This window comes from Streptomyces sp. NPDC020965, assembly GCF_044333555.1.
Lineage (GTDB): Bacteria > Actinomycetota > Actinomycetes > Streptomycetales > Streptomycetaceae > Streptomyces.
On the sequence record NZ_JBIRRE010000007.1, the window covers coordinates 118,329 to 132,301 of the forward strand.

Sequence of the window (13,973 nt, forward strand, 5' to 3'; positions counted from 1 at the left end):
CGCGGCGTGGTGATCCAGCGCACATTCGGCGGGCGCGAGCGGCGGGGGCGAGACCTCGCCACCCGCCACCGCCACTCGGCACGCCCCCCCGTCAGTCGGCCCCGCCCGGGCCATGGCTCAGCCCCGGTCGGCCCCACGGCACAGCTCCGCCTCGATCAGGTCCGCCGCCCTCGGCGTACCCCCCTCGGACGCCATCGCCGTCCGGATCTCCGACAGCCGGCCCGCCACCTCCGGGTCCGCGACCAGGGACAGCACCGCCTCGCGCAGCTCTTCCGGCGTGGCCGTGTCGGAGTCCAACCGCCGGGCGACACCCAGCGACACCAGCATGTCCGCGTTGCCGAACTGGTCCACGGCCTGCGGGACCGCCACCATCGGGGTCCCCGTCGCGAGACCCTCCTGACTGCCGCCCGCACCCGCGTGGGTGATGAACGCGTCCGCCTCGCGCAGGATCGCCAGTTGGGGGACCCAGGTGTGGACCTCCACGTTCGCCGGGACGTCGCCCAGTTCGGACGGATCGACATAGCGGCCGATCTGGAGCACCGTGTGCCAGCCGGGGAGTGCGCCGAACGCCTCGACGCAGGCGCGGTAGAACGCCGGCTGCTTGGTGAACGACGAACCGAGCGACACCAGCAACACCTTCGCGGCATCGGCCGGACGCCGCCACTCCCCCTGGTCGGCCCGGTCGCCCTGGCAGGCGCCCACGAAGGTGTACACGGAGTCGTCCACCCGGTCCGCGTTCGGCTGGAGCGCCCGCGGGATGAGCACGATGGACCGCTCGGGGGCGCCGAAGCTGTCCGGGTCCAGTTCGCTGAGGCCGTTCTCGTCGAGCCAGGACTGGAAGTGGGCGAAGTACGCCTGACCCCGCTCGGACGCCTTCAGCTCCGCGAACATGGGCGCCGCTACCTCCTCCTCGTACCCCTTCCAGGCGACGAGGTTGGGTGAGAGCGAGATCGCGGGGACGCCCCACCGGTGGGCCAGCACCCGGGCCGGGTAGGCGGTGATGTCGTGGATGACGAGATCCGGCTCGTCACCGTCGAAGGCCGCCGCGAGCTGGGGCAGCGCCTGGACGGCGTCCTTGAGGAACGGCTCGATGTTGTCGATCAGCTCCGTGCCCCAGGCGTCCGGGTCCTCCTCCGTGGGCAGCACGGACTCGTAGATCACGGGGGTGGCGCCGGTGGCCGCGATCCGGTCGGCGTACGAGGCCGGGATGGCGTAGCTGACCCGGTGGCCGCGGGCCACCAGTTCCCGTACGACCTCGATGCTCGGGTTCACATGGCCGGCCGCGGCGATGGAGAACATGGCGATGTGCGCGGGGTGTCGTTCGTTCATGCCCACCACCGTAGGCGAGACGATACGTATCGTGCAAGTAGAGAAGTCTCAGCGCTGATATCTGGCCAGCACCAGATTTCCGTCCTTCACCAGCCGTTTCGCCAGCTCGTCGCGGTCGATGGCACCGCTGTAGAACTCCTGGTACGCCGGTGTCGCCACCTTGTCCTTCCACTCCGGGTACCCCCGTACCGACTGCGCGGGCGCCGGACGCAGCCGCGCCGCGAGTGCCGCACCGACCGCCCAACCGTCCTTCGGACTCCGCAGCGAGGGGTCGGCCAGCGCGGCGGTACCGGTCGGGAGCATCCAGTCCCCCTTGGCCAGCCGGACCATGTTCGCGGGCCGGAGCAGGAAGTCGATGAAGGCGGCGGCCTCCCTCTTGTGCGGGCTGTCCTCGGCGATCGACAGCGTCTGCGGGCTCACTCCCTGCGCCGTCCCATCGGCTCCGGCCGGCGCGGGCAGCACCATCCACTCGAAGCCCTCCGGTGCCTGCTGGACGATCTGCTGCCGGTACGAGAACCCCAGCGGCACCATCGCGTACTTGCCGCCGAAGAGACCGGGCAGGGTGTCCGAGCCGCCGGCGCCGAGGGTGGACCGGGAGGCGGTCCGGTCCGTGTTGACCTGATCGTGAATGGTCCCGGGGACCACCGCGTCCCGGTCCGTGAACCGGATCCTGACCTTGCCGTCGCCCTCCCGCTGGAAGAGGCGCCCCCCGGCCGAGAGCCCCAGATTGAGGGTGACCGAGACCGGCTCCTTGAGCGGCCAGGCCACCGCGTACTTCCCCTTGCCCATCGCCGCCGTCACCGTCCGGGCGATCTCCCGGAACTCCCCCCAGCTCCAGGGCCGCTCGGGGGTGGGGAGCCGGACACCGGACCGCTCCAGGATCTTCCGGTTGGCGATCAACACCCGGGGCTCCTGGAGGAACGGGACCCCGTAGATGCCCTTTCCGAAGGCCACCGTCTCCCAGCTCCGGGCCGGGATGTCGGACATCAGCCGCGCGGGCAGCAGTCCACGGAGATCGGCGAGATAGCCCCCGTACGCGAAGTCGGCCAGATCGTCGGAGGCGTCATGGATGACATCGGGGGCCTCGCCGCCCTCGAACGAGGTGAGCAACTGGTCGTGGACGCTGTCCCAACTGCCCTGCGCGTACTGGACCTGGACATCGGGGTGGCGCGCGTTCCACTCCCGTACCAGCTCCTTGTTGGCCTCGACCGACTCCTGCTGCCAGGCCAGCGACTGGAAGCGGAGCCGGATCTTTCCGTCCGCGCCGTCGCCGTCACCGTCGGAGCAGGCCGTGAGCAGCAGGGCCAGCACGGCGGCGACCACGGCGAGCCGGCGGCCCCGAGCGCGGGCGCGGGCACGGGAGGTGTACGGGTGGCGGACGTCGGGAGCGTGCGAGTGGCGGGGGCGCGGGGCGCCCGGGCGCGGGGTGGGCATCACTTGACCGCCCCCGCCAGCATCCCGCCGGTGATCCGGCGCTGAATGAGCGCGAAGATCACCAGCGAGGGGAGCGTCGCCAGGAACGCGGCGGCGGCGAGCGGACCGAGGTCGGCGACGCCCTCCGCCCCGAGGAAATGGGTCAGTACGACCGGCAAGGTCTGTTTCTCCGGGGTCTTGAGCAGGACGAGCGCGAAGAAGAACTCGTTCCACGCGGTGATGAAGGCGAACAGCGCGGTGGCCACGATGCCGGGCGCGAGCAGTGGCGCGGTCACCGAGACCAGGGTGCGGAGCCGGCCGGCGCCGTCCACCGACGCGGCCTCCTCCAGCTCGCGCGGCACCGCCCGGACATAGCCGGCGAGCATCCAGAGCGCGAACGGCAGCGCCCAGACGACGTACACCAGGATCAGCCCCGACAGGCTGTTGATCATCCGCAGGTTCTTCAGGACGACGAAGAGCGGAATGATCACCAGTACGAAGGGGAACGCCTGGCTGATCACCACCCAGCCGGTGGCGGCGGTGGCGAGCCGGCCGCGGTGGCGGGCCATGACGTACGCCATGGGGGTCGCGATCACCACCGCGATCAGGGCGGCGGAGAGCGCCACGATCAGACTGTTGGCCGCCGCCTGGAGCAGTGGCTGTTCGTCGAACGCCTGCCGGAAGTTGTCGAGCGTCGGATCGCGCGGAATCCAGCTCGGGTGGAGGGAGCCGAGCTCCCGTGCCGGTTTGAAGGCGGTGGAGATCAGCCAGAGGAAGGGGAACGCGAGGAAGACGAGATAGCCCAGCAGCGCGAGGTACTGCCCGGCGCGGCCCGCCCGACTGGTGCGGATCACTGCTCGTCGCCTCCCTTGAGCCGTCCCACGAGATAGAGCGCGAGCAGCACCGAGATCACCGCGACCATCACACAGCCCATTGCGGCGGCGTACCCGAACTGGCCGTAGCGGAATGCCTCCTCGTACGCGAAAAGCATGGGCAGCCGGGTCCGCCCGCCCGGTCCGCCGTTGGTCAGGACATAGACCAGTGCGAAGGAGTTGAAGTTCCAGATCAGATTGAGCGCGGTGATCGCGAGGGCGACGGGCCGGAGCGCGGGCCAGGTGACGGTGCGGAACCGGCGCCAGGCGCCCGCGCCGTCGAGGGCGGCCGCCTCGTGGAGTTCGTACGGGGTGTTCTGGAGCCCCGCGAGCAGCGCGATCGTCGTCTGGGGCATTCCGGCCCAGATGCCGACGACGATCACGGCGGGCAGCGCGGTGGCGAGCCCGGTCAGCCAGTCGCGGCCGTCGCCGAGGCCGAGATCGCGAATGGTCTCGTTGATGATGCCCGCGTCGGTGTTGTAGACGAGCCGCCACATGATGCCGACGACCACCTCGGGCATGGCCCAGGGGATGATCGCGAGGGCCCGCGCCAACCAGCGGAACCGCAGCCGCTGATCGAGGAGGAGCGCGAGGCCGAGGGCGAGGGCGAACTGCGGGACGGTGACGCCGACGGCCCAGACGAGCCCGATGCCGAACGACTCCCAGAAGAGGGTGTCCTGGAGCAGGTCCCGGAAGTTCAGGGTGCCGATCCACTGGGTGGGTTCGGTGCGGCCGGCCTGGGAGTCGGTGAAGGCGAGGGAGATTCCGTAGAGCAGCGGTCCGACGCTGAGGATCAGGATGGGGAGCAGCGCGGGGAGGACGACGAACCAGGCGCCGAGGTCCAGCCGCTCACCGGGCCGCCGTCGTTTCGTGGTCGTCGCCGACTTCATGAGTGCTGCCGTGCCGTGGTCGCCGACCTCATGAGTTTCGACTCCTTTGGGCGACCTTGTACCGGTATGCACACCTGGGCGGTGGGCTCCGTCATCGTGCTGACGGGTGACCTGTTCGTCAAGGACGCCACCGTGTGATGCGAGACTTTGGCGGATTCGCGCAGCCGAGACGGGTGCGCGGCGCCCGCGTGCGGCCGGCCCGCGCAGGGGACACAGGTGGGACACATCGGCGAGAAACGGGAGAGATACCGCGATGGACGAGACACGGGCCCGGAGGGTGCTGGCCGCCGCGGGGCACCCCGCCGACGCGGCACTGCTGGCACTGGGTGAGAACGCGGTCTTCGCGGCGGGCGATGTGGTCGTCAAGGTCGGCCGGTCCGAGGAACTGCTGGCCCGGGCCGAACGGGAACTCGCGGTCGGGCGGTGGCTCGCGACGGCGGGGGTGCCGGCGGTGCGGCCCGCCGAGCCGGGGGCCCGGCTCGTGGACGGTCACCCCGTGACGGTCTGGCACCGACTGCCCGACGCGGTGCGCCCCACCGAGCCGGCCGATCTGGCCGGGCTGCTGCGGCTGGTGCACGCGCTGCCGGCGCCGGACTTCCCCCTGCCGCGCCGGGAACTGCTGGGCGGGGTCGAACGCTGGCTCCGGCTGGCGGGGGATGCGATCGATCCGGCGGACGCGGCGTATCTGCGCGAGCGGCGGGACGGTTTCGCGGCGGCATCGGCGGCCCTGGTGCCGCATCTGCCGCCGGGGGCGATCCACGGTGACGCCCTGCCGCGGAACGTCCTGGTGGGCCCCGACGGTCCGGTCCTGGTGGACCTGGAGACCTTCTCGTCGGACCTGCGGGAACACGATCTGGTGGTGCTGGCGCTCTCCCGGGACCGGTACGGGCTCGCACCGGAGGCGTACGAGTCGTTCACGGCGGAGTACGGGTGGGATGTACGGGAGTGGGCGGGGTGCGCGGTGCTGCGGGGTGCGCGGGAGACGGCGAGCTGCGCGTGGGTGGCGCAGCACGCGCCGGGGAACGCGGCGGCGCGGGGGGAGTTCGAGCGGCGTGTGGGGTCGCTTCGGGAGGGGGCGGTGGATGTCCGCTGGCGGCCCTTCTGACCGGGGCTGTCGTCCCTGGGCCCCTGGGCGGGGGCCGGTCCCTGGACCCTGTGCGCGGGGCCCTGTTCCGCCGGCTCCTTGGTGCCGAGGGTCCGTCCTCAATCGCCGGACGGGCTGGAATTGAGGTCCGTCCGCAACGCCGGGCTGGAGTTGCCGGCCCTCGCCAGCGGCAGCCGGGGAAGAGCAAAGCCGAAGCGCCGCGACTCTGAGGCGCTCCTGTCGCGTCAGCCCCCTGGGCCAAAGGGTCCGTCCTCAAACGCCGGACGGGCTGCGATTGGGGTCCCGCCGTCAAACGCCGGACGGGCTGGAATCAGAGGGTGTGGTCAGGTCTGGGCCGGGGTGGGCTCGCGGAGGGGCCAGATGGCGTCGACCTCCGCGTCGGGGTTGCCCTTGCGGCGCAGGAAGGCTTGGAAGTCCTTCGCCCACTCCGCGTACCACTGGATCTGACGCTCATGCAGCTCCGCCGCCGGGAGTGCCGCGACCGAGGGGTGGCGGGCCGCCACCGCGCGGGCCACCCGGACCGCCGCCTCCGCGTCCGAGGTCGCGTCGTGGGCCGAGGTCAGCGCCACCCCGTACTCCGCGCAGACCGCTTCCAGCGTGCGCTTGCCCTTGCGGTAGCGGTCGACCGCGCGGTCGATGGTGTACGGGTCGATCACCGGGCCTATCCCCCGGCCCGCCAGCCGGTCGCTCAGTGACGGCAGTCCATGCCGCCGCAGCTCCGCGGTGAGCAGGGTCAGATCGAAGGACGCGTTGTACGCGACGACCGGAACACCACGCTCCCAGTGGTCGCAGAGCGTCCGCGCGATCTCGTCCGCCACCTCGCGCGCCGGTCGTCCCTCCGCCGCCGCCCGCTCACTGCTGATGCCGTGGATCGCGGACGCCTGCGCGGGGATGCGGACCCCGGGGTCCGCGAGCCATACGCGCCGGTCCACCGGCTCATCCGCGACCAGCCGGACGACCGCGGCCGTCACGATCCGCGCCTCGCCCGGATCGGTGCCCGTCGTCTCCAGGTCGAAGCCGACCAGCGGTTCCCCGTGCCAAGCCATCGTGGACCCCTCCTCAGTACCGCCGTGGTGCTCTCCCCCAGCTGGTACTCACCCTGCCACGCACCACTGACATCTCAGGAGACGGGGCGGGAGTCGGCCCATTCCGACTCGAATTCCTCGCGGTAGGTCTGGAAGAGTCCGTGCTCGCCCTCGGTCCCCGCGCGGACGACCGAGCGCCCGCCTCCCCTCAGCACCAGGACCGGCGCCTCCATGCCCCGCGCCTTGCGCAGGTACGTCTGGACGACGGCGAGCCCGCCGGGGCCGTCCCCGTCGACGAGGTAGGCGGTGACGCGCGGGGTCTCGTCGAAGACATGGATCTCGAACGCTCCGGGATCCCTAAGCGCGGCGCGGACCCGACGCATATGAAGGATGTTCATCTCCACCGTACGGCTCAACTCGCCCTTCTTGATGCCCAGCTCCCGCTCCCGCCGCTTGACGGCGCTGCTGGCCGGGTTGAGGAAGAGGAGGCGGGTGCGGCAGCCCGACTCGGCGAGCCGGATCAGTCTGCGGCCGGAGAAGTTCTGGACGAGGAGGTTGAGGCCGATGCCGATGGCGTCGAGCCGCCGGGCACCGCCGAAGAGGTCCTCGGCCGGAAGCTGGCGCTGGAGCCGGACCCGGTCGGGGTGGACGGAGACGACGTCCGCGTACCGGTCGCCGACCAGGTCCTCGACGGCGTCGACCGGGAGCCGGTCGGTCGCGGGGACACCGGCGCCGCTGCCGAGTATCTCCAGGAGGCGGCCGGAGGCGCGCTCGGCCTGGGCGAGGACGGCCTCGTTGAGCGCGCGGTTGCGGGAGACCACATTGCGCGCGACCTCCAGTTCGTCGAGCGCCAGTTCCACATCGCGCCGGTCGTCGAAGTACGGCTCGAAGCACGGCCAGTGCTGCACCATCAGCTCACGGAGCTGCGGCAGGGTGAGGAAGGAGAGGACGTTGTCGTCAGCGGGGTCGAGCAGATACCCCTTGCGGCGGGAGACCTCCCGGACCGCGACGGCCCGCTGGACCCACTCCTGGCCGGCCGGGCCGGCCGCGGCCACCACCCAGTCGTCGCCGTGGACCGGTTCGTAGATGGGGCGCAGCACCGCGGCGACCACGGCACGCAGCCGTTGTTCGACCAGGTTGAGCCAGATGTAGGCGCGGCCAGCCCGCTGCGCGCGGGTCCGTACCTCGCTCCAGGCGTCCGCGTCCCAGCCCAGCTCCGCGCCGATCTCCATCGGTCGGGCCAGCGAGACCGCGCCCGGTGTGACATCGGCGGCGTTCCCCTCATGACCCGTGTCACCGGGGGGTAGCTCCAGTCCTCCCGGGCTCACCCGCCCACCGCCTTCCCGTCCCCACCCAACGATCAAGGAAGGGTACTCCGCATACGGGACACGGTGCAGCCCGATCGTCAGGCTCATTTCCCAACTCCCTTGCGGCGTTCGAACGTTCCCGCTGGCGGGATCTGCCGGAGTGAGCGGATTCATAGCGGTACGGACCCGGCGCACGCCGGGGGTGCACGAGGGAACGCGATGTTGACCGCGTCGTCCACGGCCGCCGGGGGCGGGGTCGCGGTACTTTCGGAAGGATCCGGATCGTGCGTGTCCCCCTGCACCGGATCAGAACGGGATGAGTTCCTTCATGCAGGTCTGGCCGGGACAGGCGTACCCCCTCGGTGCCACCTACGACGGCGCCGGGACCAACTTCGCGGTGTTCTCGGAAGCCGCGCGGCGCATCGAACTGTGTCTGCTGCACGACGACGGCTCGGAGACGGCGGTGGAGCTGCGCGAGTCCGACGCCTTTGTCCGGCACGCGTATCTGCCGGGTGTGATGCCGGGTCAGCGGTACGGCTTCCGCGCCCACGGCCCGTACGCGCCGGATCGCGGGCAGCGGTGCAACTCCGCCAAGCTACTCCTCGATCCGTACGCGCGTGCGATAAGCGGCGGGATCACCTGGGGCGAGTCCGTGTACGGCTACCGCTTCGGCAGGCCGGACTCCCGCAATGACCTGGACTCGGCCCCGCACACCATGACCTCGGTCGTGGTCAACCCGTACTTCGACTGGGGCGATGACCGCTCCCCCCGGACGGACTATCACCGCACGGTGATCTACGAGGCCCATGTGAAGGGTCTGACGATGCTCCATCCGGAGCTGCCGCGCGAGTTGCGCGGTACGTACGCGGGGCTCGCCCACCCGGCGGTGATCTCGCACCTGACGGAGCTGGGGGTGACGACGCTCGAACTGATGCCGGTGCATCAGTTCGTGCAGGACCACCGGCTGGTGGACGCCGGTCTCCACAACTACTGGGGCTACAACACCATCGGCTTCTTCGCCCCGCACAACGCCTACGCCTCCTGGGGCGACCGGGGCGAACAGGTGCTGGAGTTCAAGCAGGCGGTGCGGGCGCTGCACCAGGCCGGTATCGAGGTCATCCTCGATGTCGTCTACAACCACACCGCCGAGGGGAACCACCTGGGGCCCACGCTCTCCTTCCGGGGGCTGGACAACGCCTCGTACTACCGGCTCGCCGAGGACCGCCGCCACTACACGGACACGACGGGCACCGGGAACTCCCTGCTGATGCGGAGCCCCCATGTGCTTCAACTGATCATGGACTCGCTGCGGTACTGGGTGACCGAGATGCACGTCGACGGCTTCCGCTTCGATCTCGCGGCCACCCTCGCCCGGCAGTTCCACGAGGTGGACCGGCTGTCGTCGTTCTTCGACCTGGTGCAGCAGGACCCGGTGGTCAGCCAGGTGAAGCTGATCGCGGAGCCCTGGGACGTGGGCGAGGGCGGCTATCAAGTGGGGAACTTCCCGCCGTTGTGGACCGAGTGGAACGGCAAGTACCGGGACACCGTGCGGGACCTGTGGCGGGGCGAGCCCCGGACGCTCGCGGAGTTCGCCTCCCGACTGACCGGTTCGTCGGACCTCTACCAGGACGACGGGCGGCGGCCACTCGCCTCCATCAACTTCACCACCTGCCACGACGGTTTCACCCTGCACGATCTGGTGTCGTACAACGACAAGCACAACGAGGCCAACGGCGAGGGCAACCGCGACGGCGAGAGCCACAACCGGTCCTGGAACTGCGGCGCCGAGGGCGACACGGACGACCCCGAGGTGCTGGCGCTGCGGGAGCGCCAGACGCGTAACTTCATCGCGACGCTGATGCTGTCGCAGGGGGTGCCGATGCTCAGTCATGGGGACGAGTTCGGCCGGACGCAGGGCGGCAACAACAACGCGTACTGCCAGGACAACGAGGTCTCCTGGGTGCGGTGGCCGGAGCCGGGCTCCTGGGACGGCCGGACGCTGCTGGAGTTCACCCGGGCGATGGTGTGGCTGCGGCGGGACCATCCCGTCTTCCGGCGACGGCGGTTCTTCCACGGCCGCCCGGTGGAGGGCACCCACGATGAGCTGACCGATATCGCCTGGTTCACTCCGGAGGGCAAGGAGATGACCCAGCGGGACTGGGGGGCCGCCCATGCCAAGGCGCTCTCGGTCTTCCTCAACGGACACGCCATCTCGGAGCCGGGCCCCCGGGGCGAGCGGATCTCCGACGACTCGTTCCTGCTGATGTTCAACGCGAGCGCCGATGACGTCGACTTCGCGGTGCCGGTGCACCACGGCCAGCACTGGCGGGTGGTGGTGGACACGGCCCGCGCGGAGGGGGTGCCACCGGGCGGCGGTGCCCAGGTGGCGGCCGGTGAACGCGTACGACTGGTGGGCCGCAGTATGGCGGTGCTACGACGGCCGGCCTAGGGAGTGTCACCCGGCGCCCGGGGTGGCGGCGCGTTCACTCGTTCGGCGGACACGCGTTCCAGGGGGTGGGAGAGAGCCCCCGGGGTGGGTACGTACGTTCGCATGAAGCCCACCGCCACCTACCGCCTCCAGCTCCAGCCCGGCTTCCCCTTCTCGGCGGCCGAGGCGGCCGTGCCGTACCTCGCCGGGCTCGGCGTCTCGCACCTGCATCTGTCGCCGGTGCTGGAGGCCGTGCCCGGGTCGACCCACGGCTACGACGTCACCGACCCCACCAGGGTCCGGGAAGAGCTGGGCGGCGAAGAGGGCCTGCGGGCGCTCGCCGGGACGGCCCGTACGCACGGCCTGAGCCTCGTCCTGGACATCGTGCCCAACCACATGGCCGCCGCGCCCGGCCACAACCCCGCCCTCTGGGAGACGCTGCGCGACGGGCCCGCCTCCCCGTACGCCCGCTGGTTCGACATCGACTGGACGGCCGGCGACGGGCGGGTGCTGCTGCCGGTGCTGCCGGGCCGGATCGGCGACGAGCTGACCGCCCTGCAGGTCGAGGGAGACGTTCTGCACCACGGGGCGCAGCGCTTCCCGCTCCGCGAGGGGACCGCCGGGCTGCCGCTCCCGGAGCTGCTCGACGCCCAGTGGTACCGGCTCGGTTGGTGGCGCCTGGCCCGCACCGAGCTGAACTACCGCCGGTTCTTCACCGTCTCCGGGCTGATCGGGGTGCGGGTCGAGGACCCGGAGGTCTTCGACGCCACCCACGCCACGATCCTCGCCCTGGTGCGGGACGGCGTCGTGGCGGGGCTGCGGGTCGACCACCCGGACGGGCTCGCCGACCCGGAGGCGTATCTGCGCCGGCTGGACGAGGCGACCGGGGGCACCTGCTGGACGGTGGTCGAGAAGGTCCTCACCGACGAGGAGCGGCTGCCGCCCGGCTGGCCGGTCGCGGGGACGACGGGATACGACGCGCTGCGCCGTATCGACGGCCTCCTCACCGATCCCGGGGGCGCCGCCGAACTCCTCGACCGGTACCGCGCGTACGCAGCGCCCGCCACCGACCGGGGCGGCGCCTGGGAGCCGACCGTGCGGCGGGCCGCGTACCGGGTGATCACCCATGAGCTGGCCGCCGAGACCGCCGCGCTGACCCGGATCGCCGAACGGATCTGCGCCCGGGACCCCGCCCTGCGCGACCACGCGCCCTGGGCGCTGCGGACCGCCATCCGGGAACTCCTCGTCCGGGTGCCGGTCTACCGGCCCTACCGGGTCGGCGGCGACGAGGTGCTCACCGTGCGGGCGGCGGCCTGCGCCAAGGGGGCGTTCGCCGTCGCGGCGGAGGCCACGGCGGTCGACGCCGTACGGGATCTGGCGCTGGGGCGGCTCGGCGCGGGCCCGGACCACGACGCCTTCCGGGCCAGGTTCGCCCAGACGGCGTCCGCGCTGCGCGCCAAGTCCGTGGAGGACACCGCCTACTACCGCTACACCCCGCTGCTCTCGGCGAACGAGGTCGGCGGGGACCCCGGCACTCCGGCGGTCAGCCCGGACGCCTTCCACGCCTACGGGGAGCGGCTGGCCCGCGACTGGCCCACCACCGGCACCGTACTCACCACCCATGACACCAAGCGGAGCGGGGACGTCCGGGCCAGGATCGCCGTCCTGTCCGAGTGCCCCGACCACTGGGCCGACTTCCTGCGCCGGGTCACGGAGGAGTCCGAGCGACTGCCCGGCGGGCGGGCGCCCGATCCACAGCTCGCCTGGGTGGCCTGGCAGACGGCGGTGGGATTCGGCTTCCCCTACGGCGAACGGCTCTCGGCCGCGCTGCTGAAGTCGGTGCGGGAGGCCGCCCTGCACACCAGTTGGACGGAGCCGAACGAGGCGTACGAGAAGGCCGTCACCGATTTCGTGGCCGCCGCCCCGGCCGGTGGCGCGCTCGCCCCGGTGGCCGCCTTCGCCCGCGAACTGGAACCGTACATCCGGGCCAACACCCTTGCCGCGACCCTGCTCCACCTCACGATGCCAGGGGTGCCGGACCTCTATCAGGGCAGTGAGGGCGAGTACCTGGCACTGGTGGACCCGGACAACCGGCAGCCGTTCCAACCCCTCGCCGATGGCCCGGCACACGAGAAGACGGCGCTGACCCGGCGGGCCCTGCGGCTGCGGCGCGACCGCCCGGAGGTCTTCGGCGCATCGGGCACCTATGTACCGCTGCGGGCGGCCGGCCCGACCGCCGAGCACTGCGTCGCCTACTGCCGTACGGGGGAGGTCGTGGCGGCCGTCACCCGGCTCTCCCGGCGGCTGGAAGTGGCCGGGGGCTGGGGGGAGACGGAGCTGTCACTGCCGGAGGGCCGGTGGAGCGATCTACTGGGGGCCGGGCCGGAGTGGAGCGGCGGGGAGCCGGTGCGGGTGGCGGAGCTGTTCGCGGAGCGTCCGGTGGCGCTGCTGGCCCGGGAGCGGGGGTAGTGCGCGAGCCGGGGCGTACGGGGCAGGGGCGGGGTCATTCGGATGCAGGGTCGTCCGGGGCGAGGAGAGCCCGGGGCCAGAAGGGTTCGGGGCCAGAAGGGTTCGGGGCCAGAAGGGTTCGGGGCCAGGGTCGTCCGGGGCGAGGAAGGTCCGGGGCCAGGAGAGCCCGGGGCGGTCGTCGCGGGTGGTGGTGGGGCGGTCCGGGGGGGGGTGGCTCAGCGCTCGGTCAGCCGGAAGCTCATCCGACCGAACCCCACCATGTCCCCCGCGCGCACCGTCACCGCACCCGTCACCCGGAGCCCGTTGACGGTCGTGCCGTTCATGGAACCCAGATCGCGAAGCACCCAGACACTGCCCCGGCGTATCAACTGGGCGTGGAGCCGGGAGACGCTCTCATGGCTCAGCCGCAGGCCGTTCTCCGGATCGCGACCGATTCTCAGGGGGTACGGGCCGGGCTCGGGCAGCAGCAGCGGCGGCAGCTTCCCCGCCTGCCAGGCCCTGCGGAGCCCGACGAGGAAGGCGGACGCCCCACCCACCGCTCCGATCACCCGGCGGCCGAACCCGGCCTCGGGGCCGTCGAGTCCGAGATCGGCGGTGAGCGCCTTCAGCTCCTCCGGGCGGCGGGCGATGAGGGCCAACTCCATCCGCCGCAGAAAGGTGTCGTGCGACAGCCTGCCCTCGGCGGCGCCTTCGCGGAGCACGTCCACGACACGGTCTCGTTCGGCGTCGGACAACCGCGCCGGAAAGGAGTAGGTCGGGTGCTCGGAAGGGGACGTCACCCGGCGATTGTCGGCCCGAAGGGTGTGGGGTGTCCAGAAAACGGCCGGGTCCGCTCGCCGCCGCGCCCGGCTGACCTGCATGGAAGCAACCATTCCGGTGACGCGGAAGCCCACCGCCACCGGCTGTGGGCGGGCTGTGGCCAAGCCCCCCCGGCGGCGAGTGGCGGTCGGCGGCCCCGGCTGACGCCCCCCGGCGGAAACCACTGGACGGGGCCAACCGTGTTCGATTAACGTGATCATGACGCCAGTGACCGACGGAGAGGAGGCGAGCAGCGTGTCCATCACACCGTTCCCGCGCTCCCGCCCCGTCCGCCCGGCGTTCGTCGTCTGACCGGGAGCGCACCAGCAGCTTCTCT

General features: G+C 71.7%; 9 protein-coding genes and 1 pseudogene. 3 read left to right on the forward strand and 7 right to left on the reverse strand.

All coding sequences use genetic code 11. From position 1 onward, the window contains the following. Positions 1-117 precede the first annotated feature (117 nt). From mgt to ACH4S7_RS21940, 4 genes and pseudogenes are all read right to left on the reverse strand, one after another. Positions 118-1,381: pseudogene (gene mgt, locus ACH4S7_RS21925) on the reverse strand (macrolide-inactivating glycosyltransferase). Continuing rightward, the gene (locus ACH4S7_RS21930; RefSeq protein WP_398522908.1) at positions 1,378-2,763 is read right to left on the reverse strand and encodes an ABC transporter substrate-binding protein; all 1,386 of its coding nucleotides are present in this window, start codon (positions 2,761-2,763) and stop codon (positions 1,378-1,380) included. Before ACH4S7_RS21930 ends, mgt begins: the two are co-directional and overlap by 4 nt. Next, positions 2,763-3,593 (reverse strand): carbohydrate ABC transporter permease, encoded by an 831-nt coding sequence (locus ACH4S7_RS21935; protein WP_398523179.1) that lies wholly within the window; start codon positions 3,591-3,593, stop codon positions 2,763-2,765. Before ACH4S7_RS21935 ends, ACH4S7_RS21930 begins: the two co-directional genes overlap by 1 nt. After that, complete coding sequence (locus ACH4S7_RS21940) at positions 3,593-4,504, reverse strand: carbohydrate ABC transporter permease (protein ID WP_398522909.1); 912 nt, start codon at positions 4,502-4,504, stop codon at positions 3,593-3,595. Before ACH4S7_RS21940 ends, ACH4S7_RS21935 begins: the two co-directional genes overlap by 1 nt. A gap of 253 nt (positions 4,505-4,757) precedes the next feature. Between ACH4S7_RS21940 and ACH4S7_RS21945 the strand changes: the two genes are divergently transcribed. Next, positions 4,758-5,609, forward strand: coding sequence for a phosphotransferase enzyme family protein (locus tag ACH4S7_RS21945; RefSeq protein ID WP_398522910.1), 852 nt, complete (start codon positions 4,758-4,760; stop codon positions 5,607-5,609). Positions 5,610-5,932: 323 nt separating this feature from the next. On the opposite strand, the gene ACH4S7_RS21950 is transcribed toward ACH4S7_RS21945, so the two are convergent. Next, the gene (locus ACH4S7_RS21950) at positions 5,933-6,655 is read right to left on the reverse strand and encodes a 3'-5' exonuclease (RefSeq protein ID WP_398522911.1); all 723 of its coding nucleotides are present in this window, start codon (positions 6,653-6,655) and stop codon (positions 5,933-5,935) included. 74 nt (positions 6,656-6,729) lie between these two features. Then, positions 6,730-7,962, reverse strand: coding sequence for an SAV2148 family HEPN domain-containing protein (locus ACH4S7_RS21955; protein WP_398522912.1), 1,233 nt, complete (start codon positions 7,960-7,962; stop codon positions 6,730-6,732). Positions 7,963-8,269: 307 nt separating this feature from the next. Here ACH4S7_RS21955 and glgX point away from each other — a divergent pair, with 307 nt between their 5' ends. Together glgX and treY are read left to right on the forward strand one after the other, a co-directional pair. Continuing rightward, on the forward strand, positions 8,270-10,390 hold the full coding sequence (glgX, locus tag ACH4S7_RS21960; RefSeq protein ID WP_398522913.1) for a glycogen debranching protein GlgX: 2,121 nt from the start codon (positions 8,270-8,272) through the stop codon (positions 10,388-10,390). A gap of 102 nt (positions 10,391-10,492) precedes the next feature. Continuing rightward, on the forward strand, positions 10,493-12,838 hold the full coding sequence (treY, locus tag ACH4S7_RS21965) for a malto-oligosyltrehalose synthase (RefSeq protein WP_398522914.1): 2,346 nt from the start codon (positions 10,493-10,495) through the stop codon (positions 12,836-12,838). 215 nt (positions 12,839-13,053) lie between these two features. Here the strand turns inward: treY and ACH4S7_RS21970 are convergent, their stop codons facing one another. After that, positions 13,054-13,617, reverse strand: coding sequence for an FHA domain-containing protein (locus ACH4S7_RS21970; protein WP_398522915.1), 564 nt, complete (start codon positions 13,615-13,617; stop codon positions 13,054-13,056). Positions 13,618-13,973: the final 356 nt, after the last annotated feature.